The 21,117-nt window shown below is 75.8% G+C and carries 23 protein-coding genes; 14 read left to right on the plus strand and 9 right to left on the minus strand.

Going from position 1 to position 21,117, the window contains the following annotated elements:
• Positions 1-113 precede the first annotated feature (113 nt).
• Both ACFSJS_RS08170 and ACFSJS_RS08175 read left to right on the plus strand, forming a co-directional pair.
• Positions 114-1,061, plus strand: a complete 948-nt coding sequence (locus tag ACFSJS_RS08170) for an MBL fold metallo-hydrolase (protein WP_380898399.1) — start codon at positions 114-116, stop codon at positions 1,059-1,061.
• 137 nt (positions 1,062-1,198) lie between these two features.
• The gene (locus tag ACFSJS_RS08175) at positions 1,199-1,453 is read left to right on the plus strand and encodes a hypothetical protein (RefSeq protein ID WP_380898401.1); all 255 of its coding nucleotides are present in this window, start codon (positions 1,199-1,201) and stop codon (positions 1,451-1,453) included.
• Positions 1,454-1,521: 68 nt separating this feature from the next.
• On the opposite strand, the gene ACFSJS_RS08180 is transcribed toward ACFSJS_RS08175, so the two are convergent.
• Genes ACFSJS_RS08180 through ACFSJS_RS08200 form a run of 5 tightly spaced genes read right to left on the minus strand, consistent with a single transcriptional unit; the run spans position 1,522 to position 5,691 of the window.
• Positions 1,522-2,895: a PP2C family protein-serine/threonine phosphatase gene (locus ACFSJS_RS08180; RefSeq protein ID WP_380898403.1), complete on the minus strand. Its 1,374-nt coding sequence runs from the start codon at positions 2,893-2,895 to the stop codon at positions 1,522-1,524.
• A 7-nt stretch (positions 2,896-2,902) separates the two neighbouring features.
• The gene (locus ACFSJS_RS08185; RefSeq protein WP_380898405.1) at positions 2,903-3,931 is read right to left on the minus strand and encodes a SpoIIE family protein phosphatase; all 1,029 of its coding nucleotides are present in this window, start codon (positions 3,929-3,931) and stop codon (positions 2,903-2,905) included.
• Positions 3,916-4,386: an anti-sigma regulatory factor gene (locus ACFSJS_RS08190; protein WP_380898406.1), complete on the minus strand. Its 471-nt coding sequence runs from the start codon at positions 4,384-4,386 to the stop codon at positions 3,916-3,918. Before ACFSJS_RS08190 ends, ACFSJS_RS08185 begins: the two co-directional genes overlap by 16 nt.
• A 19-nt stretch (positions 4,387-4,405) precedes the next feature.
• On the minus strand, positions 4,406-4,819 hold the full coding sequence (locus ACFSJS_RS08195; protein WP_380898408.1) for an STAS domain-containing protein: 414 nt from the start codon (positions 4,817-4,819) through the stop codon (positions 4,406-4,408).
• On the minus strand, positions 4,816-5,691 hold the full coding sequence (locus ACFSJS_RS08200) for an STAS domain-containing protein (protein ID WP_380898411.1): 876 nt from the start codon (positions 5,689-5,691) through the stop codon (positions 4,816-4,818). Before ACFSJS_RS08200 ends, ACFSJS_RS08195 begins: the two co-directional genes overlap by 4 nt.
• Before the next feature lie 479 nt (positions 5,692-6,170).
• Between ACFSJS_RS08200 and ACFSJS_RS08205 the strand changes: the two genes are divergently transcribed.
• From ACFSJS_RS08205 to ACFSJS_RS08240, 8 genes are all read left to right on the plus strand, one after another.
• A complete protein-coding gene (locus ACFSJS_RS08205) occupies positions 6,171-7,139 on the plus strand; it encodes an anti-sigma factor RsbA family regulatory protein (protein WP_380898413.1) in 969 nt (322 codons plus the stop codon).
• Positions 7,140-7,224: 85 nt separating this feature from the next.
• Positions 7,225-7,593, plus strand: a complete 369-nt coding sequence (gene trxA, locus ACFSJS_RS08210) for a thioredoxin (protein WP_380898415.1) — start codon at positions 7,225-7,227, stop codon at positions 7,591-7,593.
• A gap of 419 nt (positions 7,594-8,012) precedes the next feature.
• Positions 8,013-9,005, plus strand: coding sequence for a dihydroxyacetone kinase subunit DhaK (gene dhaK, locus ACFSJS_RS08215; protein WP_380898417.1), 993 nt, complete (start codon positions 8,013-8,015; stop codon positions 9,003-9,005).
• A 171-nt stretch (positions 9,006-9,176) separates the two neighbouring features.
• Positions 9,177-9,770, plus strand: a complete 594-nt coding sequence (gene dhaL / locus ACFSJS_RS08220) for a dihydroxyacetone kinase subunit DhaL (protein WP_380898932.1) — start codon at positions 9,177-9,179, stop codon at positions 9,768-9,770.
• The gene (locus tag ACFSJS_RS08225; protein WP_380898419.1) at positions 9,767-10,195 is read left to right on the plus strand and encodes a PTS-dependent dihydroxyacetone kinase phosphotransferase subunit DhaM; all 429 of its coding nucleotides are present in this window, start codon (positions 9,767-9,769) and stop codon (positions 10,193-10,195) included. The genes dhaL and ACFSJS_RS08225 overlap by 4 nt, the downstream gene beginning before the upstream one ends.
• 87 nt (positions 10,196-10,282) lie before the next feature.
• Complete coding sequence (locus ACFSJS_RS08230) at positions 10,283-10,741, plus strand: RrF2 family transcriptional regulator (protein ID WP_380898421.1); 459 nt, start codon at positions 10,283-10,285, stop codon at positions 10,739-10,741.
• A 625-nt stretch (positions 10,742-11,366) separates the two neighbouring features.
• Complete coding sequence (locus tag ACFSJS_RS08235) at positions 11,367-11,930, plus strand: winged helix-turn-helix domain-containing protein (RefSeq protein ID WP_380898423.1); 564 nt, start codon at positions 11,367-11,369, stop codon at positions 11,928-11,930.
• A gap of 285 nt (positions 11,931-12,215) precedes the next feature.
• Positions 12,216-12,908, plus strand: coding sequence for a lysophospholipid acyltransferase family protein (locus ACFSJS_RS08240; protein ID WP_380898425.1), 693 nt, complete (start codon positions 12,216-12,218; stop codon positions 12,906-12,908).
• A 40-nt stretch (positions 12,909-12,948) separates the two neighbouring features.
• On the opposite strand, the gene ACFSJS_RS08245 is transcribed toward ACFSJS_RS08240, so the two are convergent.
• Entirely contained in the window at positions 12,949-13,590 is a 642-nt protein-coding gene (locus ACFSJS_RS08245) for a GNAT family N-acetyltransferase (protein WP_380898427.1), read from the minus strand.
• 74 nt (positions 13,591-13,664) lie between these two features.
• Here ACFSJS_RS08245 and ACFSJS_RS08250 point away from each other — a divergent pair, with 74 nt between their 5' ends.
• From ACFSJS_RS08250 to ACFSJS_RS08265, 4 genes are all read left to right on the plus strand, one after another.
• A complete protein-coding gene (locus tag ACFSJS_RS08250; RefSeq protein WP_380898429.1) occupies positions 13,665-14,114 on the plus strand; it encodes a VOC family protein in 450 nt (149 codons plus the stop codon).
• Positions 14,115-14,230: 116 nt separating this feature from the next.
• Positions 14,231-15,655, plus strand: a complete 1,425-nt coding sequence (locus ACFSJS_RS08255) for an FAD-binding oxidoreductase (RefSeq protein WP_380898431.1) — start codon at positions 14,231-14,233, stop codon at positions 15,653-15,655.
• 245 nt (positions 15,656-15,900) lie between these two features.
• On the plus strand, positions 15,901-16,269 hold the full coding sequence (locus ACFSJS_RS08260) for a VOC family protein (protein ID WP_380898433.1): 369 nt from the start codon (positions 15,901-15,903) through the stop codon (positions 16,267-16,269).
• Between the two features lie 828 nt (positions 16,270-17,097).
• A complete protein-coding gene (locus ACFSJS_RS08265; RefSeq protein WP_380898435.1) occupies positions 17,098-17,505 on the plus strand; it encodes a four-helix bundle copper-binding protein in 408 nt (135 codons plus the stop codon).
• Between the two features lie 56 nt (positions 17,506-17,561).
• Here ACFSJS_RS08265 and ACFSJS_RS08270 read toward each other — a convergent pair whose 3' ends face one another.
• From ACFSJS_RS08270 to ACFSJS_RS08280, 3 genes are all read right to left on the minus strand, one after another.
• Positions 17,562-18,527: a hypothetical protein gene (locus ACFSJS_RS08270; RefSeq protein WP_380898437.1), complete on the minus strand. Its 966-nt coding sequence runs from the start codon at positions 18,525-18,527 to the stop codon at positions 17,562-17,564.
• 162 nt (positions 18,528-18,689) lie between these two features.
• Entirely contained in the window at positions 18,690-19,937 is a 1,248-nt protein-coding gene (locus tag ACFSJS_RS08275; protein ID WP_380898439.1) for a DUF1266 domain-containing protein, read from the minus strand.
• 194 nt (positions 19,938-20,131) lie between these two features.
• Positions 20,132-20,416, minus strand: a complete 285-nt coding sequence (locus tag ACFSJS_RS08280) for a GlsB/YeaQ/YmgE family stress response membrane protein (protein WP_380898440.1) — start codon at positions 20,414-20,416, stop codon at positions 20,132-20,134.
• Positions 20,417-21,117 lie beyond the last annotated feature (701 nt).

Genomic DNA, 21,117 nt, shown 5'->3' on the forward strand with positions numbered 1-21,117 from the left:
GTGCGGCCCGGCTCCCTTCCCCGACCGGACACCGGGCCGCATCCCCGTATCGGACGTGGAGCTCCGCGCCCACCGGGGAGCCGAGGGCGCGCGCACGAGGAGGAGAGCCCGCCATGCCGATCCCACCCCCGCCGGGGGCCGCCGAGATCCTCTTCGTCGGCAACGCCACCCTCCTGATCCGCTACGGCGACCTCACTCTGCTGACCGATCCCAACTTCCTGCACCGCGGCCAGTACGCCTACCTGGGCAAGGGCCTGCTCTCGCGGCGCCGCACCGAGCCCGCGCTGCGGATCGGCGACCTGCCGGAACTCGACGCGGTGGTCCTGTCCCACCTGCACGGCGACCACTGGGACCGGGTGGCCCGCCGCGGCCTGCCCCGCCACCTGCCGATCGTCACCACCCCGCACGCCTCCCGGCGGCTCCAGGGGCTGCACGGCTTCAGCCGCGCCACGGGCCTGCCCACCTGGCACGACCACGTCCTGGTGCGCGGCGCGAGCCAGGTACGGATCACCGCGCTGCCCGGCCGGCACGGACCGGGCCCGGTGAACTTCCTGCTGCCCCCGGTGATGGGCAGCCTGCTGGAGTTCGGCGACCCGGGCGGGCAGGTACGGCTGCGGATCTACGTCTCGGGCGACACCCTGGTCTTCCCCGGCCTGCGGGAGATCGCCCGGGTGTGCCCCGACATCCACCTGGCCGTGCTCCACCTGGGCGGCACCACCCTCCCCGGGGGGCTGCTGGTGACCATGGACGCGCTCCAGGGCGCCGACCTGGTCTCCCTGCTGCGGCCCCGCCACGTGCTGCCCGTGCACTACGACGACTACACCGTCATGAAGTCCCCGCTGTCGGACTTCCTGCGGGAGGCCGCGCGGCCCGGTTTCCCCGCCGGGGTGGTGCACTGCCGCCGGGGGGAGCGGGTGACGGTGGACGCCACCGGTCCGGTCGCCCCGGCCACCCCGGACGGTCCGGACGCCCCGGACGGTCCGGACGCCCCGGACGGTCCGGACGCCCCGGACGGTCCGGACGGTCCGGACGCCGGCCGGGGCGGGGGGACCGCCCCCTGACGACCGGGGCGGCGCGGGCCCCCGGACTTCCCGCCCGCCGGCCGGGCACACGAAGGAGGACGGGGGCTCCCGCCGGCCGCACCGGCGCGCCGCCGGCCCGAGAGATGCCGCACCGACCCGAGAAGGAGGCCCGCGAGGTGCCGAGCGAGATCACGGCCCAGCACGTACGGGAGCTGCTCGACTCCCCCGACCCCGACCCCCGGCTGGTCATCCTGGAGGGGCGGGCCCAGGTGGTGCCCGCCGGGCGGCTGGGGACCGACTCCTACCGGGGCGCCGTCGAGGTGGTCTCCCGGGACGACCTGACCGCCCGGCTCGGCGGCGACGCCGCCGGCCGCGACCCGGACACCCTGGCCGCCCGGCTCCAGACCGTGGTGGACGGCATGGGCGGCTGACGCCCCGCCCCCCCCCGTTCCGCCGCCACCCCCTGCGCGCCTCGCGCGCCGCCGTCCCGCGCCCCGGCTCAGGCGCGCGGGACGCGCACCGCCAGGGCCAGGGTGTCGTCGGGGTGCAGGATGATCGTGTGCATGTCCTCGGCGATGGCGCCGGGGATGCGCTCGATGGGGCGGTCCGCGTGGCGGCGGGCCGCCTCGACCAGCCGGGCCTCGCCCTCCTGCGGGTCGCGGCGGCTCTCGGTGAGGCCGTCGGTGTACAGGACGAGCAGGTCGCCGGGGGCCATCTTCACGTGCAGCAGCCGTTCGCTGCCCGCCAGCGGGTAGCCGATGCCCCGGCCGCGCACCTCCAGGTACCTGGGCTCGCCCTCGGCGGGGAGCAGCAGCGCCGGCGGGTGGCTGCCGTTGGCCAGGTACAGGTCGCCGGTCGCCGGATCGATGCGGGCGAGCAGCACGGTGGACATCAGCTCGCTGTCGAAGGGCATCAGGATCTCGGCCGTGCGGGCGACGATCGACTCCAGCGGATGCCCCTCCAGTGCCAGGGTCCGCACCGCGTGGGTGACGTTGAGGGCGCCGCGGGTGCTGGTCACGCCGTGCCCGAGGGCGTCGACGACGGTGATGTGGACGGTGCCGTCGGGCAGCTGGAGCCAGTCGTAGAGGTCGCCCCCGGTGGGGGCGTCGGTGCCGGCGGGCGCGTAGTGGACGGCCATCTCCAGGCCCTCGACCTCGATCGGCGGGGGACGCAGCGCGTCCTCCAGCTCGCGCAGGGTCTGGCCGTGGGCCTTGCGCAGTTGCTCGTCGCGCTCCTCCAGCTGGACGTAGAGCGCGAGGGTGCCCCGGTTGGTCTCGGCGAGCTCGTGCTTGAGCCGCCGGTGCTCGGCGGTCAGGGCGTCGATGCGGGCCAGGGCCGTCCTCAGCTCCTGCTCCACGGCCTCGGTCTCGGTCTCGGCACCGGCCCCGGACCCGTCCGCCTCCGGCCGCCCGGCGGGCTCGGCGGGCCGTGGGCCGGGGGACGCCTTGGTCCCCGGGCCGCCGTTGTGGGACTGGGCCGGGACGGCGGTCCCCGAAACGGCCGGGGCGTCCGCGGCGCCGGACGCGTCCTCGCCCCGCGGACCGGGCAGCGGCAGGCGCCAGGTGGCGGTGCCACCCGTGGTGATCTGGGCCGGCAGGGGAAGGTCGGCGGCGCCCTCGTCGTAGCCCGCCGTGAGGTCGCCGAGGGTGTGGAGGGTGACGACGAGGTGCCCCGGCGAACCTTGGGAGGGCGGCTCCACGGAGGCCGCCAGCCGGACGGGCCGTCCCGCCGCGATCTCCGTGCGCGCCAGGTCCACCGCGGAGAGCACCAGCCGGGCCCGGAGCTCGGCCGGCAGCCGGTGGGCGCACGCCAGGCGGCGCACCGCCCGGCGCAGGCTCGGCAGTGTGGGGTGGGGGGACTGGGTGTCGGTCATGGAACCTCTATGCCGCCTGGACCGCGAGCACGGTGGCGTCGTCGCGGATGCGCCGGTGGCGGTGGGCCAGGGCGGCTGCCAGCAGGGGCGGGGGGAGCCGCAGCAGGAACGTGGGCGGGTTGTGGGACCAGCGGGACTCTATGCCGTCGCTGTGCAGGACGACTCCCGCGCCGGGCCCCAGCGCCACGGTGCGCGTCCGGGGCGTGGGGACGTTCCAGCCGACGATGCCGGGCTGGCCGGCCATCCGGTGCCCGATCTCCCCGCCGGAGAGCACCACGGCGCGCACGTTGCCGATGCCGCAGTACTCGGCGCGGTCGGAGTGCAGCCGCAGCACCCCGGCGGCGGCGCCGCGGGTGTGGCGCAGCGCGCGGTGCAGCGACGCCAGGACGTCGTCCAGGGGGCGGTCGGGGGCGGTGCGGAAGGAGCGCAGGGCGGAGCGGGCCGCCTCCGCGGCCGAGGCGCCGTGCCCGAGGCCGTCGACGACCAGGCCGGTGAGGGAGTCGCCGGTCTCGGCCACCGCGCACGCGTCCCCGCAGTACCGCTCCTCCTGGGCCGGCAGGCACACCGAGCCGGTGCGCCAGCGGGTCGGCCGGACCGCGCCGGGCACCGTCAGCCGGGCGTTGACCAGCGTGCCGGAGCCGGGGTGGGTGCGGATGGCGAACTCGGAGGCGATCCGGCGCACCGCGCCCAGGCCCGCCCCGAGGGAGCCGGTCGCGGTGGTGTAGCCGTCGGCCAGCGAGCGGTCCAGGTCGGGTATGCCGGGGCCGCGGTCGACGGCCGTGATCTCCACCCCCTCGCCGTGCGGGAGGAGCTGGACGAAGACCGTGCCCCCGGTGGCGTGCTTGACGAGGTTGCCGGCCAGTTCGCTGGCCACGACGGCCGCCTGGTCGGGCATGGCGCCGGGCAGGCCGGCCTGCCGCGCGCGGTTGCGCGCGGCCGAGGCCGCCAGCGGGACCGCGCTCTCGTGGTCGACGCCGATCTCGTCGGTCAGCCCCTCCGACGGCAGGGACGACAGGTCGCTCACTGCGCGGTCCACCGGGTCACGCTGATCGTGGTTCCCCTGCCGGGCTCGGTGTGCACCTCGAACTCGTGCATGAGCCGCCGGGCGCCCCCCAGCCCGTGCCCGAGGCCGGCGCCGGTGGTGAACCCGTCGACGAGTGCGGCCTCCAGGTCGGGGATGCCCGGGCCCTCGTCCCGGACGACCAGCCGGACGCCGCGGCGGCCGGCCGAGCGCGGGAACTCGATGGTCACCGTGCCCCCGCCGCCGTGGATGTAGGCGTTGCGCGCCAGCTCGCTGGCGGCGGTGACGACCCGGGTCTGGTCCACCAGCCCGAAGCCGACCTCGACGGTGGCGGCCCGCACCGCGTGGCGGACGGTGATCAGGTCCTCGTCGGTGCGGACGGGGTACGTCGCGGGGGCGGCCTGCGGGGCGCCCGCCGAGGAACCCGCGCGCGAACCGCCCGTCCCGTCGTCTCCGGGCGCGTGGGCCAACGGGGTGCCTGCCCTTCGCTCATCCGAGAGTTTCACGTCGGGTCCCCCCTTCCGGGGGCCGCGGGGCATGGTGCCAGCCCAGTGCTGCCATGCCCTGCTCCGCGTTGAGCGCGGTCTCCACCCCGGTGAGTTCGAGACCGAGCTCGACGAGGGTGATCGCCACCGGCGGCCGCATGCCGGCCACGATCACCCGGGCGCCCAGCAGCCGGGCCATGGTGCTCAGCTCGGTCAGGGCGCGGGCCACGAAGGAGTCGATGATCTCCAGCCGGGAGACGTCGATGAGGACGCCCCTGGCCCGCTCGGCGGCGATGCGCTCGGTCAGCTCCTCGGCGAACACGGACGCCGTCTGGTCGTCGAGCTCGTTGATGAGGCCGGTGACCAGCACGTCGCCGAGCCTGAGAATGGGGATGTCCATGGACTGGCGGCCGGTCATCGGTTCTTCTGCGCCCCGCCGGCCGGCGAGTCCTGTCCGGTCATCTCCACCGCGGCGGCCAGCGCGTCGGCGAGGGTGGCGCGGGTGAGGATGGTGGACAGGTCGATGCCCAGCTGCGCGATGGTCTGGGCGATGGAGGGCCGCACACCGCTGATGAAGCAGTCCGCGCCCATCAGCCGGACCGCGTTGACGGTCTGCATCAGGTGCTGGGCGACGGCCGTGTCCACCGTCGGGACACCGGTGATGTCGATGATCGCCACCCGGGCCTCGTGGGACTGGATGGACTGGAGGAGGTTCTCCATCACCACCTGGGTGCGCGCGGTGTCCAGCGTGCCGATCAGCGGCACGGCCAGGATCTGGCGCCACAGGTGCACCACAGGGGTGGACATCTCCAGCAGCTGGCGGCTCTGCCGCTGGATGATCTGCTCCCGGCGCTCGACGTAGGCGGTGAAGGAGAGCGCGGCGGCCTCGTCCAGCAGCCGGTTGATCATCAGCGCGGCGGGGAAGAGCTCGCGCGGATCGTGGTTGTCGCGCTCCACGGCCTCCAGCAGGGCGTCCTTGAGCGCCAGGATGGCCAGGGAGGTGGCGGTGGGCGTCGCGCCGGTGCGCTCGCGGCGCAGGGAGAGCTCCATCACCGCGTCGCGCAGGTCGCGGTGGGCGTCGACCACGCTCTCCATGCCGTGGTCGCTGTCGTTGAGGGCGCCGCCGAGCAGGACGAGGAGGGCGTCGGCCTCCTCGCGCAGCTCACCCTCCTCGATGCCGATCGCCGCCCGCTGCTGCTGGAGCTGCACCCACCGGTCGGCGATCTCGTCGCCGCGCTCCCTGATCGCGGTCGTCAACCGGTCCCGCACGGCTGCGTCGCTGGCGTTCACCACAGGCCCTTCTCAACAGTCCTCGTCGCCGGCCCGCGTCCGTGACGTCTGCGTCCGGCTGGTTGCACAGGGCGACAAGACACTGCTCCCCGCCCCTTTTGTTGCTGTTCGGCACATGCTAGCAGCGGCCCCAAGAGGCCCTGGAGGGAACCGGATTCCCCCTCCGGCCGCACCGTACCGGAGCCCGGCGGAGCCCGCCGTCCCTCCGTGGGCCTTCCCCCGATCCTCCTTTTGATGCGCCCCGTCCTGCCGGTCTGCCCCGGCCCACGGCACTCCCCCGGCTCCGCCGCACCCTGCCCGTACGGCCGGACCGGTGTGCGCCCGGTGCTTCCGGGGCAGACGTAGCCCTTGGCGGAATCCAGGGCCGGACGGAGGCGGCCACCGACGTGCCGACACCGGCGGCGTGCCGGTGCGACCGGCGCGTCCTCCCCCGCGGCCGTCCGCCTCCGCCCGACCCCGCCACACCAGAGGTGGTCCCCGTGACCGACGCAGAGGCTCCCGCCCCCGGGCGGGAGGACCTCGGGCCCTTCGTCCATCCGGCGCTCCTCTACCGGACCCCCGAGGAGTACCTCGACGGTGTGGGCGGCTTCGTCGCCGGTGCGCTGGAAGCCGGCGACCCCGTCCTCGTCGCCGTCCCCGGCCCCCGCCTGGAGCTGCTGCGGGGCCGGCTGGGCACGGTCGGCGCCGACCGGCTCCGCCTCACCGACATGACCGACTTCGGCCGCAACCCCGGCCGCATCCTGGCCGGGCTGCGCGACTTCGCCGACCGGCACCCCGGCCGGGCCGCGCGCATCGTCGGGGAGCCCGTCTGGGCCCGCCGCTCCCCCGCCGAGGTGGTGGAGGCCACCCGGCACGAGGCGCTGATCAACGCCGCCTTCACCGGACGCGCCGTGACCGTCCTGTGCCCCTATGACGTCTCGGAGCTCCCCCCGGCGGTGTGCGCCGACGCCCGCCGCACCCACCCGGTGCTGTGGGAGGGCGGACGGGAGCGGCCCAGCCCGCGCTACGCCGGCCCCGCCGCGGTCAGCGCCGAGTGCGACGCCCTCCCCCTGCCCGCGCCCCCGCCGGGCGCCCGCACCCTGGCCTTCGCCGCGGGCGACCTGGGCGAGGTCCGCCACCACGCGGACGCCCGGGCCCACCGGGCCGGCCTCGACGCCGCGCGCCGGGGCGACTTCGTCCTCGCCGTCGCCGAGGCCGCGGCCAACTCCCTGGCCCACGGCGGAGGGCGCGGCACCCTGGTGCTGTGGGGGGAGGACTCCTCCTGCGTGGCGGAGGTCCGCGACCGCGGGCGCCTCACCGACCTGCTGGCCGGGCGGCGCCGTCCGACCCTGGACACCGCCGACGGCGGGCGCGGACTGTGGATGATGCACCAGCTCTGCGACCTGGTCGAGACCCGCTCCACCCCCGGCGGGCTGACCGTGCGGCTGCACATGACCCGCCGCGCGTAAGACCGCGCGGCACACCGGGAATGTTCTCCCGGCACCGGGCGTTGCCCGGCCAGGGGGTCCCACGAGACGACCGGAAGGAACCCGCGTGAGCACCGTCGACCTGACCGCCGCCGACTTCGAGAAGACGGTGACCGACAACGACATCGTCCTCGTCGACTTCTGGGCCGCCTGGTGCGGTCCCTGCCGCATGTTCGCCCCCGTGTACGAGCGCGCCTCCGAGGCCAACCCCGACATCGTCTTCGGCAAGGTCGACACCGAGGCCGAGCAGGCCCTGGCCGCGGCCGCCGACATCACCTCCATCCCCACGCTGATGGCCTTCCGCGAGGGCGTCCTGGTGTTCGCCCAGCCCGGCGCCCTCCCCGCCCCGGCCCTCGACCAGGTGATCGACGCCGTCCGCGGGCTCGACATGGACGAGGTGCACGCCTCCGTGGCCGCCGAGAACAACGGCGGCTGACGCCGGGCGCGGCGCCCCGGCGGGCCCCCGCCCGCCGGAACGCACCGATCCGCCCGTTCCCGCGCCACCGCGCCCGGTCCCCGCGACCGGGCGCGGTGGCGCGGTCGCGTCCGCGCCGCACGCCGCCCCGCCCTCCGCACCCTGGTGCCGAGAGCCGCTCGCCCCCACCGACTCGCTCGGGATGCCGGCGCACGTGACCTTCGCAGCCGCAGGGCCGATACTGCCTTCGTAGGACTCCGGTCGGCATGCCCCCGGTCCGCCGCAGGAACCCGGCACAGCGTCGCCACAGTCGGCGTCGCTACCGCCGCAGCCCGCTTCCGGCCGCTGCGGGCCGCCCGGATCGAGAACCGCCCGAACATGCTCCGACCAGCAAAAACGCAGGCCGACGACCCACCTGCCGAGCTTACTGGGAGGCACCCGTGAAGATGCTGATCAACGTGCCGGAGACGGTCGTGGCCGACGCCCTGCGCGGCATGGCCGCCGCGCACCCCGAGCTGACGGTCGACGTCGAGAACCGGATCGTGCTGCGCCGGGACGCGCCGGTGGCGGACAAGGTGGGACTGGTCTCCGGGGGCGGCTCGGGCCACGAGCCGATGCACGGCGGGTTCGTCGGGCACGGCATGCTCGACGCCGCCTGCCCCGGCGAGGTCTTCACCTCCCCCGTCCCGGACCAGATGGCGCGGGCGGCCGCCGCCGTGGACAGCGGCCGCGGCGTGCTGTTCGTCGTGAAGAACTACACCGGCGACGTGCTGAACTTCGACATGGCCGCCGAACTGGCGGAGGACGAGGGCGTGCAGGTCGCCAAGGTCCTCGTCAACGACGACGTGGCGGTGGTGGACAGCACCTACACCGCCGGCCGGCGCGGCACCGGCGCGACGCTGTTCGTGGAGAAGCTGGCGGGCGCGGCGGCCGAGGCGGGCGCGCCGCTGGAGCGGGTGGAGGCGGTCGCCCGGCAGGTGGTGGAGTCCTCGCGCAGCTTCGGCGTCGCGCTGAGCGCCTGCACGACCCCGGCCAAGGGCGGCCCGACCTTCGACCTGCCGCCCGGCGAGCTGGAGCTGGGCATCGGCATCCACGGCGAACCCGGCCGCGAGCGGCGCGGCATGATGACCTCCGGGGAGATCGCCGACGCCGCGCTGGACGCGGTGCTGGAGGACCTGCGCCCCGACGGGCCCGTACTGGCCCTGGTCAACGGCATGGGGGGCACCCCGCTGCTGGAGCTGTACGGCTTCGCCGCGGAGGTGCACCGGGTACTGGGCGAGCGCGGCGTGGCCGTGGCCCGCACGCTCGTCGGCAGCTACGTCACCTCCCTGGACATGGCCGGCTGCTCGGTCACGCTGTGCCGGGCGGACGAGGAGCTGCTGCGGCTGTGGGACGCCCCGGTGCGCACTCCCGCGCTGCGCTGGGGCATGTGACGCCGTCCTGCGGGGCAGGCACAGACCGCGGACCGGGCAGCCCCCGGGTCCGCGCCGGGCGCTCCGGCCGCGCGCCGGAGCGGGGCACCACCGGAGCAACCGAACACCTGGACACCGACAGAGGAGACCTTGGTGACCGTCGCACTGGACGCCGCCTTCTTCCGCACCTGGATGTCGGCGGTCGGGGCCGCCGTGGACCGGGAGGCGGACCGGCTGACCGAACTGGACTCGGCCGTCGGCGACGCCGACCACGGCGCCAACATGCGGCGCGGCTTCACCGCCGCGCTCGCCTCCCTGGAGGAGGAGCGCCCCGCGTCACCGGGCGCGGTGCTCGCCCTCGCCGGGCGCCGGCTGATCTCCACGGTCGGCGGCGCCTCGGGACCGCTGTACGGGACGCTGCTGCGGCGCGCGGGCAAGGCGCTGGGCACCGAGGAGACGGTGGACGCGGCCCGGCTGCGCGAGGCCCTGCGCACGGGGGTGGAGGCGGTGGCGCAGCTGGGGTCGTCGGCGCCGGGGGACAAGACGATGCTGGACGCCCTCTTCCCGGGCGTCGAGGCGCTGGGCGCGTCGGGCGCGGACTTCGCCGCGGCACGCGCGGCCGCCGAGGAGGGAGCCGCCGCCACGGTGCCGATGCAGGCACGCCGGGGCCGGGCGAGCTATCTGGGCGAACGCAGCATCGGCCACATGGATCCCGGAGCGGCCTCCTCCGCGCTGTTCTTCGCCGCGCTCGCCGAGACCGCCGAGGCGTCGGGGGTGGCGGCGTGAGCGGGGAGCGGGGGGCCGGGGAGCAGCAGCCGGTCGGCGTCGTGCTGGTGTCGCACAGCAGGCAGGTGGCCGAGTCCGTCGCCCGGCTCGCCCTGGGCCTGTCGGGCGGCGGCGGGAACGTCACGGTGACGGCGGCCGGGGGCACCGGCGACGGGGGGCTGGGCACCAGCTCGGAGCTGATCGCCCAGGCGGCCCGTCGCGCCGACCGGGGCGGGGGGGTGGTGCTGCTGGCGGACCTGGGCAGCGCGGTGCTGACGGTGCGCACCCTCCTCGCCGAGGGCGGCGAACTCCCCGACGGGGCGCGCCTGGTGGACGCGCCGTTCGTGGAGGGTGCCGTCGCTGCCGTGGTCACCGCCTCGACCGGGGCGGACCTGGAGGCGGTGGCGGCCGCGGCGGCGGAGGCCTACGACTACCGCAAGCTCTGAACGGCCCCGGGGCCGTGCTCTCCCGCGCCCGCCGGCCTGCCGGGTCCCGGCGGGCGGCGGGGCGGCCGGGTGGCCGATAATGCGGGCATGCGGATCTCGGCGAGAGCGGACTACGCGGTGCGTGCCCTGCTGGAACTGGCGGCGTCGGGCGACGAGGGTCCGGTCAAGGCCGAGGCGATCGCCAGGGCGCAGGGCATCCCGCACAAGTTCCTGGAGGGCATCCTGACCGACCTGCGCCGCGGCAGGCTGGTGGTCAGCCAGCGCGGGGGCAGCGGCGGCCACCGGCTGGCCGCGCCCGCCGACAGCATCACCGTCGCCGATGTGATCCGCGTGGTGGACGGGCCGCTGGTCTCGGTACGGGGCGCCCGCCCGCCGGACCTGTCGTACACGGGGCCGGCCGAGTCCCTGCTGCCCCTGTGGATCGCGGTGCGCGCCAACGTCCGCAAGATCCTGGACGAGGTCACGCTGGCCGACGTGGCGGCGGGCCGGCTGCCCGCCCTGGTGACCTCCCTGGCCGAGGACCCGGAGGCCTGGACCAACCCCTGATCCAGGCGCCCCGCCCTGCGGCCGGGCACGGCGACCGCTTCCGCGCCGCTGTCCGCACTGTGGACTTCCCCTTGACCGGGCGGAGGACCCGCGAGAAAGTTTCCCTACTTATCAACTAGGGAAAGTAGGGAAGCAGGGGCGTTCCCGACGCACGGTCACCGGCCGCCCCGCGCGCACTCCCCTCCGGATGGCGGTCATCCGGAGACACCGCGCGGCGACGACGGGTTCCGGACCGCGGAACCCGTTGTCGCCGCGGCCTTCTCCGGTGCCCTTTCCCTCTTCTCTCCGCAGGACGAGACGAATGCACCGGAACATTGACGGAACCCACCGCGGAGCACAGTTCCTGTACGCCATGAGGAACGCCGAGACCCTCGCCACGCGCCGGCACGTCGATCCGCGACGCCAGGCCGGCGCCCTGTGTTCCGCGGCCCGTTGAGCCGCGTGACCGGCCGCCGGCCCCGAGCCCGCCCGCGCCCGGCACCGCCGGCGGACACGGGAATCCGCCCACCGGTCCGGAACCGCCGGCAGGAGAGGCCCTGCCGCCCTCCCCGGTATTCCGCATCCTCGCCCGCGCGGAATACCGCGCACTGTTCCAACCCGCCCTCCTCGCACCAGGGAAGTCCTCATGAGCCGCATCCTCGCCCTTTCGGAGAACTCCTCCCGCCGCCCCCGCACCGCCGTGCCGGCCGGCGGCGGGACATCCGCGCCGCTCGTCGCCTACCTGGTCCTCGCCCCCGGCGACCTCAGCCCCGACGACCTGTTCCCCGCGCACCTCACCGTCCACCGGGCGGACGCGGCAAGAGGCGCACCCGCGATCCCCCTCCCCTCCGCGCCCCCTCCCCCGCACCGCCCCGAACGCCCCTCGCCGGTCCCGCCGGTCCCGCCGGTCCCCCCGGGCCCGGTCCGGGGCCTGCACGTCGACACCGACCGCCGCACGGCCTCGGTCGACGGACGGCCCCTGGAGCTGACCTACCTGGAGTTCGAACTGCTGGCCCACCTGGCGGCGCACCCGCACCGGGTGCACACCCGGGCCCGCCTGGTGGAGGCGGTGTGGGGATACGCGCACGTGGGGGACGGCCGCACCGTCGACGTCCACGTCGCCCGGCTCCGCCGCAAGCTCGGCCCCGCCCACCGGCGGAGCATCGCCACCGTCCGGCGGGTCGGCTACAAGTACGTCCCCGCGGACTGAGGACCGGCGGGGGCGGCGCGGCCCGGCACGGGGTCGGCCACGGCGCGATCCTCGGCACCGGCTCCGCGGTCACCGCCGACGCACCCGACGACGGCATCGTGCGCGGTGACCGCGGCCTGCCTCCTCCGTTCCCTCTTGTTCATTGCTTGGCACACTATTCATCGTCTTCCGTACGGGTGCGGGTGCGGAGATGAGTACGGCTACTCAGGTGCCCCGGGGCACCGGCGGGCGACGATGGGCCCGCCCCGCCTCCGCGACGCCCGGAGAACGCACAAGGAGACCACCGTGCTCAGCACCGTCGCCCGTACCGTCGTCCCCGTGCTCGGCCGCCTGCGGGTCACCTCCGACCCCGGCGCGGAGCTCGCGCCCGGCAGCATCGTCGCCGCGAACCACACCTCGCTGGTGGATCCCGGCGTGGTCCTGGCCGCCCTTCACCGGTTGGGCGCCGACGAGCCCGTCGTCCTGGCCACCGCCGGGCTGTGGCGGATCCCCGGGCTGCGCCACGCGCTCGTCCGGGAGGGGCACATACCGGTGCACCGCGGCACCTGCCGGGCCGCCGCGTCCCTGGAGGCCGCCGCCGGAGCACTCGCGGCGGGGCGGATCGTCCTGGTCTACGGCGAGGGAGGGCTGCCGCGCCGCTCGGACGCCGGCGAGGCGGCACCGGGGCCGTTCCGCAGCGGTCTGGCGCGGCTGGCGCTGGCCACCGGCGCCCCGGTCGTCCCGCTCGGGCAGGCCGGTTCGCGGCGCATCAGCTCCGGGTCCGCCGCCAAGCAGGTCGCCGGGTTCGTCACGGCGCCGCTGCGCCGTCCCGGTGTCCACGTGCACGTCGGTACGCCGCTCCGCCTCTCCGGCGACGTGGTCACCGCCACCGCCCGGGTCCGCCGCGCGGTCGTCGGCGCCTGGCGGACCGCGGCGGAGCGGGCCGGTCACCTCTCCGCCGGGCCCGCGGCCGCACCGGACCTCGACGCCGCCGCCTGACCGGGCGGAACGCCGTCCGCGCCCTTCCCGCCGTCCGCGGCTACCCCTCGAAGAGCGCCCGGCACGGTTCCAGGCCCTCGATCCCGACCTCGACCGTGCGGTGCGCCCGCCAGTCCTCACGGCACAGGCGCAGCCGCCGCAGGGTGCGGGCCTCGCCCCGCACGGCCGCCGTCTCCAGGCCGTCCGGGCGGTAGCCGAGCTTGCGCGACACCGCGAGGGACGCGGGGTTGTCGGTCATCGCCGCGGACGTCGCGGCGTGCGCACCGAGCCCCTCGAACGCCAGGTGCAGCACCGCCGCCCGCATCTCCGTGCCGATGCCCCGGCCCTGGTGCGCCAGGCCCAGCCACGACCCGGTCCGCGCCTCGCGGGTGACGGGGAAGTCCGTCGCGCTCAGGTCCTGCCGCCCGACGGCCCTCCCGTCGCACAGCACCGCCAGGCTCAGCGTCCACTCGTGTGCGGTCCAGTCGGCGACGGTGCCCAGGACGTGCCGGAACGTCGCCCGGGCGCGCTCCCGGGGCGGTGAGTCCGTCCACGGGACGGTGAACGGCATGCGCGACGCGTCGTGGACGCCGTCGGCGGCCACCGCGGACAACTCCTCCAGGAGGTCGGTGCCGGGGAGGCGCAGTTCCAGGCGCGGCGTGGTGATCCTCAGGCCGTACAGGGGCCAGATCGGGTGTCCCATGACGGGAGCCTGCCAACCGACCCCGCTGCCTGTCGACCGCATTACGCGCCCCGCGCCTGTGCGAGTCTTGGGGCATGGCAGACCGTCCTCCAGGCATCGAAGCCGTCGTCGTCGACTGCACCGACCCCGAGGCGCTGGCGTCCTTCTGGTCCCGTGTGCTGGGCAGGGGCGTCCGGGCGCGCTTCGGCCCCTACGTCTGGCTCGAACGCGGCGACGGGCCGGTGCTCGGCTTCCAGCGGGGCGCCGGGCCGAAGACGGGGAAGAACCGCGTCCACATCGACCTCGCCTCGCCGGACCCGGCCGCCGAGCAGCGGCGGATCGAGGAACTGGGCGGGCGGCGCCTGCACCGGTACGACGAGGGCGGATTCCTCGTCATGGCCGATCCCGAGGGGAACGAGTTCTGCATCATCCCCGAGGGCTCGTTCGACATCGACGGCGAGGGCCGCGCGCACTACCTCGACGACGTGGAGGAGCGGTCCGGGAAGGCCGGTCCCGGCGCCCCGCCCTCACCCGGCGGCGGCTGACCGGGCCGGATCCGGCGGCGGCCGGGGCCGCGCCCGCCCGGCCGGCGTGCGGACCGTCTCCGGCCGGCGTTACGGTCGAAGGGAGGCCCGGCGACGGCCCGGGCGAAGGGGGCGGCATGGCAGCCCACAGCGCGTCCCGCGGTGCGGCCGGCGGCCCGCCCGCCGCCGCGGCCCTGGCCGGTTTCCGCGCCGGGTTCGGCGGCGGCGTCGTGGTGCCGGGCGACGCCGCCTACGACGAGACCCGCGCCGTCTTCAACGCGATGGTGGACCGGCGGCCCGCCGTCATCGCCCGGTGCGGGACGGCCCGGGAGGTGGCCGAGGCGGTCCGCTTCGGGCGGGAGCAGGGGCTGGAGATCGCGGTGCGCGGCGGCGGGCACAGCGTGGCGGGCACCTCGCTCGCCGAGGGCGGGCTCGTCGTCGACCTGCGGCCGCTGCGCACGGTCACGGTCGACCCCGAGGGCCGCAGGGTGCGGGTCGGCGGCGGCGCGACGATGGGCCTGCTGGACCGGGCCGCCGAACCCTACGGCCTGGCCACCACCGGCGGCCGGGTGTCCACCACCGGCGTGGGCGGTTTCGTCCTCGGCGGCGGCACCGGCTGGCTGGACCGCAAGTTCGGCCTGGCCTGCGACAATCTGCTCTCGGTGGAGCTGGTGACCGCCGACGGCCGCACCGTCCGCGCCGGCGAGGACGAGCACCCCGACCTGTTCTGGGCCCTGCACGGCGGCGGAGGCAACTTCGGCGTGGCCACCTCCCTCGAACTCCGGCTCCACCCGCTGCCGGTGGTGAGCGTCGCGCTGCTGATGTGGCCGCCCGAGGCGGGGCCGGAGGTGGCGCGCGTCTACCGGGACTTCCTGGAGTCGGCCCCCGACGAGGTCGGCGGCGGGCTGATCCACCTCACCGCGCCGTCCGAGGACTTCGTCCCCGAGGAGATGGCCGGGAGGCTCGCCTGCGCGGTCCTGGTCACCTACGCGGGTGTGATGCAGGAGCTGCGGGACGTGGCCGAGCCCGTCCTGGGCCTCGACCACCACGCCGAGATGTTCGCCGAACTCCCCTACGCCGACCTGCAGTGCATGCTCGACGATCCGCCCGGCTACCGGAACCACTGGTCCGCCGAGTACCTGGCGTCCCTCCCGGACCGGGCCGTGGACCTCTTCTGCCGCCGGGCCGACGACATGATCGTCCCCTCGCCCTCCCAGCACGTGCTGTTCCCGCAGGGCGGGGCGGTGGCGCGGGGGCCGGAGGAGTTCCCGGTCCCGTGGCGCGGGGCACCCTGGGTGGTCCATCCCTTCGGGCTGTGGGAGGACCCGGCCGACGACGAGCGCGCCGAGCGGTGGGCGCACGACGCCCGTGCGGACGTCGCCCCCTGGTCGACCGGCGCGGTCTACCTCAACTTCATCGGGAACGAGGGGGAGGACCGGGTCGTCGCCGGGTTCGGCGCCGGCAACCACCGCCGCCTGGCCGAGGTGAAGGCCCGCTACGACCCCGGCAACGTCTTCCACCTCAACCACAACATCGCGCCCGCGGGTCCCGCGCCCGGCTGAGCGGCGACGGGTCGCGGAAACCCTCCCGGCGGCGGGCGGGCACGTCCGGCGGACGGCTCCCTCCTCCGCGCACTGGGGTTCCGCCGCCTTGAGGCGGCTGGCCGGCGGGCGGTGACGTGACGTCGTTTCAGGGTGCTCGTGCCGGCCGTGTGCGGTGCGGGCCGTCCGGCGGGGTGGTCCCGCCGATGAGTTCGCCGTCCTCGAACGGTCCAACCGGCGACACGACCGTTCCCGACAGGAGTGCCATGTCCACCATCCAGCCAGTGATCGTTACCGCCGACCAGGACGTCCTGCTCGACTTCTACACGAAGCTGTTCGGCGCCGAGGAGGTCTTCCGGGTTCCGGCGGAGGGCCCGGTCTTCTACCGCGGCCTGCGCATCGGCGACACCGACCTCGGGCTGGTGGCCAAGGCGGACCCGGGGACCGGGGCGGAGCCGCGGATCCTGCTCAGCATCGGCGTCGACGACGTCGATGAGACGCTCGGCCGGGTGGAGGCGCTGGGCGGCTCGGTCCGCGGCGGCCCCGACGACATGCCGTGGGGGCAGCGCGTCGCCCACATCCGGGACCCCGACGGCAACCCGGTGAACCTCACCCAGCCGATCCCGGTTCGGTGACGCCGTTCCGCGCCGGCCGCCGGGGGACCGGGCCGGCGGCCACCTGGACCGCCGGCGGCCCGGTCTCCGTGCGCTCGTCGGCGGGCTGCCCGCTCGTCCGCTGCTCCACCCGCTCGGCCACGGCCGGCGCGGCCCTTCCGGAACGGCAGCGCGCCCACCCCCTGGCCGGCCACTTCGAGGGGGCGCAGTTTCACGGCACGGATGTCCGAAGATGACGGCTTTCGTGAGCCTCGTGTTTGTTCCTGCGTGAGAAGGGTTGGCTGTGTGCGGAGGGCTCGGATACCGGCGGCCGGGCGCCCCGCGCCTCCCCCTCCGCCCCCCGCACCGTCCGGGGAGGGCGCTCCCCTGCCCCTCACCCGTCCGTTCCACCGCCGCGCCGGCGGGCGCGCTCGCCCTCCTCGTCGCGGCCGTCCGCCGCCGGGCGGCGGACGGCCCGGTGACGGGCATCACACCGATTGCCCCCTATGGCACGGAATGACCGGGCGGGGGCGCCGGTTGTACCCCACGCGGGTTCCGGTGGTGGGACAGTGTCCCCGGGCCTCACCCATCGCCTGCGAGGACGATCGTCCGGCTGAAGCCTCGCAGTGCCACTCGCCGAGAGGCGACCGCCACCACCGGCACCCGCACCCCGCAGACCGGCGCCGGCCAGGCTCCCCCCTCCTGGCCGGCGCCTTCCCCTGCCCGCTCCCGCGCCGGAATCCGGCGAAACGGATCCATCCGGTGGTTTGCCACCCGTTCCGGGGTGTTACCCGCACGGAAGGGCGTCATGGGTCTGGTCACCGGCCCGGACCGCCCGCTCCCGGACGAGAAACGGAAAGGGTGAAGGCCATGACCACGATGGTCAAGGACATGCTGCGGACCTACCCGGCCGACCTCGGCGACGTCAACCGCTCCGCCATGGAGCGGTGCATCTCCGAGTGCTTCGACTGTTCGCAGACGTGCACCGCGTGCGCGGACGCCTGCCTGTCGGAGGAGATGGTGGCCGAGCTGCGCAAGTGCATCCGCACCAACATGGACTGCTCGGACATCTGCGAGGCGACCGGCAAGATCCTCTCCCGGCACACCGGCTACGACGCCAACATCACCCGTACCCAGCTCCAGGCCTGCGCCATGGTGTGCAAGTCCTGCGCCGAGGAGTGCGAGCGCCACGCCGACATGCACGAGCACTGCCGCATCTGCGCCGAGGCCTGCCGCCGCTGCGAGCAGGCGTGCAACGAACTGCTGGCCACCCTGTGACCGCACCCGCGCTCCCGCCGGCGGCCTGACTCCCGGCCCGTGCGTGCCGCTGCCCGTCAGTGGCCGTGCGGGCCTTCTCCGTGACCGGCTCCGGGGGCGGGGGCGTCCGCGCCCCGTCCGGTGCCCGCGGTGACGGTGAAGGCGGCCGTGCGCACCTTCCCGTCGTGCTTGAACTCCAGGAAGAGCCGGTAGGTGCCGCTGCTGGGCGCGGTGGCGGTGAAGGAGACGCCGGGGCCGGCCCCGGCGGCACCGCCGCCCGGCGCGCCCTCGGGGTGGACGTGGAGGTAGCCCAGGTCGCCGGCGCGCAGGGCGACGAGGTGCCCGGAGGCGCCGAGGTGGGGCTCCAGATCGGTGACGGGGCGGCCGTCCCGGGTGACCTCCAGGTCGAGGGTGCTCTCCCGTCCGGGCCCGAGGGTGCCGTCGAGGGTGACGGTGTAGCCGTCGACGGTGGCGCGCGGGGACGGCTCGGGGAGGGCGGCCGGCTCGTAGGCTCCGGAGACGGCCAGGTCGGCTCCCAGGGTGACGCTTCCGGCCCCTTCCGCGTCCGGGGTGAAGTCCGCGAAGACGCGGTAGTCGCCGGCCCGGGGCAGCTCCACCGGAGCACTCCAGGTTCCGTCGCCGGCCCGGACGGGGTGGAGGTGCCGGTAGGTGGCCAGGTCCCGGGAGACCAGGACCAGGTGCAGTTCCCTCCCGTGCTCGGCGCGGTACGCGGTGACCGGCCGGCCGTCGCCGTCCCGGACGGTGAAGCGCAGCTCCGCCTCCTCGCCCGCGGCGATGCGCGGGGTGGCCAGGTCGAGGGCGTACCCGTCCTCGGCGACCCGCAGCCCTCCCACCGGGGCCTCGCCGCCGAAGCCCCCGCGCGCCCCGCCTCCGCCGTCCGGCCGGTGCCCCTCGCGCTCGGTGTGCACGGTGGGAGCGGGTCCGGCTCTGGAGGGCCCGACGGCGCTCCCCACTCCGTACGCGCCCCCGAAGGCGGCCGCGAGCGCGGTGGCGAATCCGGCGATCTTCACTGCGGTGTTCATGGCGCTCCCCTCCGCCCATCGCTCCGCGACGGGCTGCAACACCTCCATCCTATACCCCCTAGGGGTATATGGCGACGTCTGCCGGCCTGTCCGGCGGCGCGTCCGGTGGTGGTGCCGCCTGCCCGGCCGCCCTCGGCCGCGGACGGTCCGGGAGGGCGGCGGTCACTTCCAGGGGATGGTGAGCCAGGGACTTCCGGGGTCGGTGGTGAGCACCCGGTGGGCGTTCAGCATCTCCTCGTACCAGCTGCCGAACTCCTCGTCGTCGAAGTGCAGGCAGCGCCCGAGGACGTAGCCGGCCGAGAACGCCTCCCACGACCGGTACTCGAGGCGGCCGGCCCGGCCGGCCCGCACCACGGCCCGCTCCGCCTCGCCCACGTCGCAGAAGCGGGCCCCCAGGCCCCAGCGCGCCATCTTCGACGCCCGGCCGTAGTCCCAGGCCAGGACGGACGTCACGTACTCGCCCTCGCGGAGCAGACCGTCCGCGCGGAACCGGGCCTCGTAGCGGACGATGCGGCCGATGAGGTGCTGGAGCCGGCGGGCCTCCGCGCCGGGGTCGGAGGGACCGGCCGCACCGCGGGCGGCGGCCTGCTCGGCGCGCCCGCGCACGACGCGCTCGACCACCTCGCGCCAGTGGTCGATCTCGACCGCGCCGCCGTACTCGCGGGCGATCGCCCGCCGGACCTCCAGCACGAACTCCCAGGAGGAGTTGCTCATCTCGCCCTTCAGGAGCCGCTCCAGGGCCGACAGCCACTCCTCGCGGGTGGTGATGCCCCACCACTCCGCCAGCCGCCCCCGCTCGCGGTCGTAACCCGTTCCGTGCCAGCCCATCGCGTTCCACAGGGAGCCGTTGGAGACGCACAGCAGCGCCCCGCAGGCCAGGCCGTGCGCCACGGGCCCCTGGAACACGCCGCCCACCCGCAGGGTGCGCAGCCGTCCCTTCCTCGTCCACCCCGACATCCGCTGGGCGTGGTGGGTCCAGAGCCGCCGGTGCTCGGGGGTGGCCGCGAAGTACGCCTCGCACGGGGTGCCGGGGTTGACCGCCAGCCACCAGTCGGGGTCCTTCCACGTGGCGGCGTACCAGCCCAGCGAGTTCTCCATGTACACCGGGTCGGGCGCCGGGCAGGGGAGCATGCCCTCGGTCAGGACCGTCACGTAGTGCCGGCGCGTCCTGGGATCCCAGTGGGGGAAGAGGCGGACGTACCCCGGGTTGGCGTCCGCCCACGGACGGGAGACCGCGTGGAACAGTTCGGTGGCGGCCAGGGCGTCCAGATAGGCGCTCCAGTCGCCGCGCGCCTTGGCCTCGTACAGGCGCTGCTCGATGTCGGTGGGCGGCTGCCAGGGTGCGTACGGCGGACCGCCCTGCCCCTCCCCCGCCGTCCATCCGGGGGCCGTTCCGCTCCAAGTGCTCATGACGGGCTCACTCTACAGAGTGAGCCCGTGACCGTCCGGCGTGCGGGCGGAGGAGACCGGGCCGGACGTCCGCCCGGTGCCCGGCCCGGGGGACGTGCCGCCGGACGCGCGCCGGCCCTCGGCGGTCCGCTCCGGTGAGCGGACCGCCGAGGGCCGGCGGGTGCCCGGGGGCCGGCGGACGTCCGGCGTCCGGGTCAGGCGTGGGCGCGGCCGCGGCCGTGGCTGCGGCCGGTGACCATCCGGTAGACCGCGAGGATGATGACCGAGCCGATGATGGCGGCTATCCAGGTGGACAGTTCGAAGAATCCGTCGATGGATTCCACGCCGAATATCACCTTGCCCAGGAAACCGCCGAGGAGGCCTCCGAGAATTCCGATGAGCATGGTGACGAGAATGCCGCCGGGGTCCCGGCCCGGCATGAGGGCCTTGGCGATCAGACCGGCGAACAGACCGATGAGAATCCACGCGATGATGCCCATGTCTGGATACCTCCTTGTTGTCTTCACCGGACCGCCTTGCCCTGAACACGACTTCCAAACAGGGGAGTTCCGGCCCGTCGCGGGAACGGGGCTCCGGGCAGCGGTTCTCCTCCGGACCGGAGGACCCCTCCCGTCGTGCCGGCCCCGGCCCGACCCCCGGGCGGCCGCAGGGCGTTGCGGCGCCGGTGGGCGGGGGCCGTCCGGACCGCCGGCCGGAGCGGGGGCTCCCGCGCCGCGGCGGGGGAGGCGCACGGTGCGCACCACGACCGTCCGGCGGGAGCGGCCGGCGACGGCCCGGTAGGGGGCGGTCGGGGCGGAAGGCGGGGCCGTGTCCGCCGCCGCGCCGGGCGCGGTGGTCCGGGCCACCGGGCGTCCGCGCCGTTGAGCGCCGCCCGGCGCATTGGCTACCCTCGCGGTCACGGCGACGCCGCCCCGGCGAGGAGCCGGCCGCGAGGTCCCCTCCGCCGCGGATGCGGAGGACCGTCCGCGCCGGCCCCCGGAGGAGCCGCACCACCGCGGCCGGGCCCCGGGATCCGCGCCCGTCGGCCCGACAGCAGGAGACGCACGGGAAGGCACCGCATGAGCGTCCGCCGGAGCGCCCTCGTCACCGGGGCCGGCGCAGGACCGGGCGAGCGGGCAGCCCGCGGCCTCACCGCCTCCGGGGCCGGTGCCGCCGCGCCCTCCGGGGGCGTCCGCGCCGA

The sequence above is a fragment of the Streptomyces desertarenae genome (assembly GCF_042681365.1).
GTDB lineage: Bacteria > Actinomycetota > Actinomycetes > Streptomycetales > Streptomycetaceae > Streptomyces > Streptomyces desertarenae.

What these genes read in the sequence shown, in the direction of transcription:
- ACFSJS_RS08170 (WP_380898399.1), top strand. Translation starts at nt 114, where the DNA reads ATGCCGATCCCACCCCCGCCGGGGGCCGCCGAGATCCTCTTCGTCGGC.
- ACFSJS_RS08260 (WP_380898433.1), top strand. Translation starts at nt 15,901, where the DNA reads ATGTCCACCATCCAGCCAGTGATCGTTACCGCCGACCAGGACGTCCTG.
- ACFSJS_RS08250 (WP_380898429.1), top strand. Translation starts at nt 13,665, where the DNA reads ATGGCAGACCGTCCTCCAGGCATCGAAGCCGTCGTCGTCGACTGCACC.
- ACFSJS_RS08195 (WP_380898408.1), bottom strand. Translation starts at nt 4,819, where the DNA reads ATGACCGGCCGCCAGTCCATGGACATCCCCATTCTCAGGCTCGGCGAC.
- ACFSJS_RS08230 (WP_380898421.1), top strand. Translation starts at nt 10,283, where the DNA reads ATGCGGATCTCGGCGAGAGCGGACTACGCGGTGCGTGCCCTGCTGGAA.
- ACFSJS_RS08265 (WP_380898435.1), top strand. Translation starts at nt 17,098, where the DNA reads ATGACCACGATGGTCAAGGACATGCTGCGGACCTACCCGGCCGACCTC.
- ACFSJS_RS08255 (WP_380898431.1), top strand. Translation starts at nt 14,231, where the DNA reads ATGGCAGCCCACAGCGCGTCCCGCGGTGCGGCCGGCGGCCCGCCCGCC.
- ACFSJS_RS08235 (WP_380898423.1), top strand. Translation starts at nt 11,367, where the DNA reads ATGAGCCGCATCCTCGCCCTTTCGGAGAACTCCTCCCGCCGCCCCCGC.
- dhaL (WP_380898932.1), top strand. Translation starts at nt 9,177, where the DNA reads ATGTCGGCGGTCGGGGCCGCCGTGGACCGGGAGGCGGACCGGCTGACC.
- ACFSJS_RS08180 (WP_380898403.1), bottom strand. Translation starts at nt 2,895, where the DNA reads ATGACCGACACCCAGTCCCCCCACCCCACACTGCCGAGCCTGCGCCGG.
- ACFSJS_RS08275 (WP_380898439.1), bottom strand. Translation starts at nt 19,937, where the DNA reads ATGAGCACTTGGAGCGGAACGGCCCCCGGATGGACGGCGGGGGAGGGG.
- ACFSJS_RS08280 (WP_380898440.1), bottom strand. Translation starts at nt 20,416, where the DNA reads ATGGGCATCATCGCGTGGATTCTCATCGGTCTGTTCGCCGGTCTGATC.
- ACFSJS_RS08245 (WP_380898427.1), bottom strand. Translation starts at nt 13,590, where the DNA reads ATGGGACACCCGATCTGGCCCCTGTACGGCCTGAGGATCACCACGCCG.
- ACFSJS_RS08270 (WP_380898437.1), bottom strand. Translation starts at nt 18,527, where the DNA reads ATGAACACCGCAGTGAAGATCGCCGGATTCGCCACCGCGCTCGCGGCC.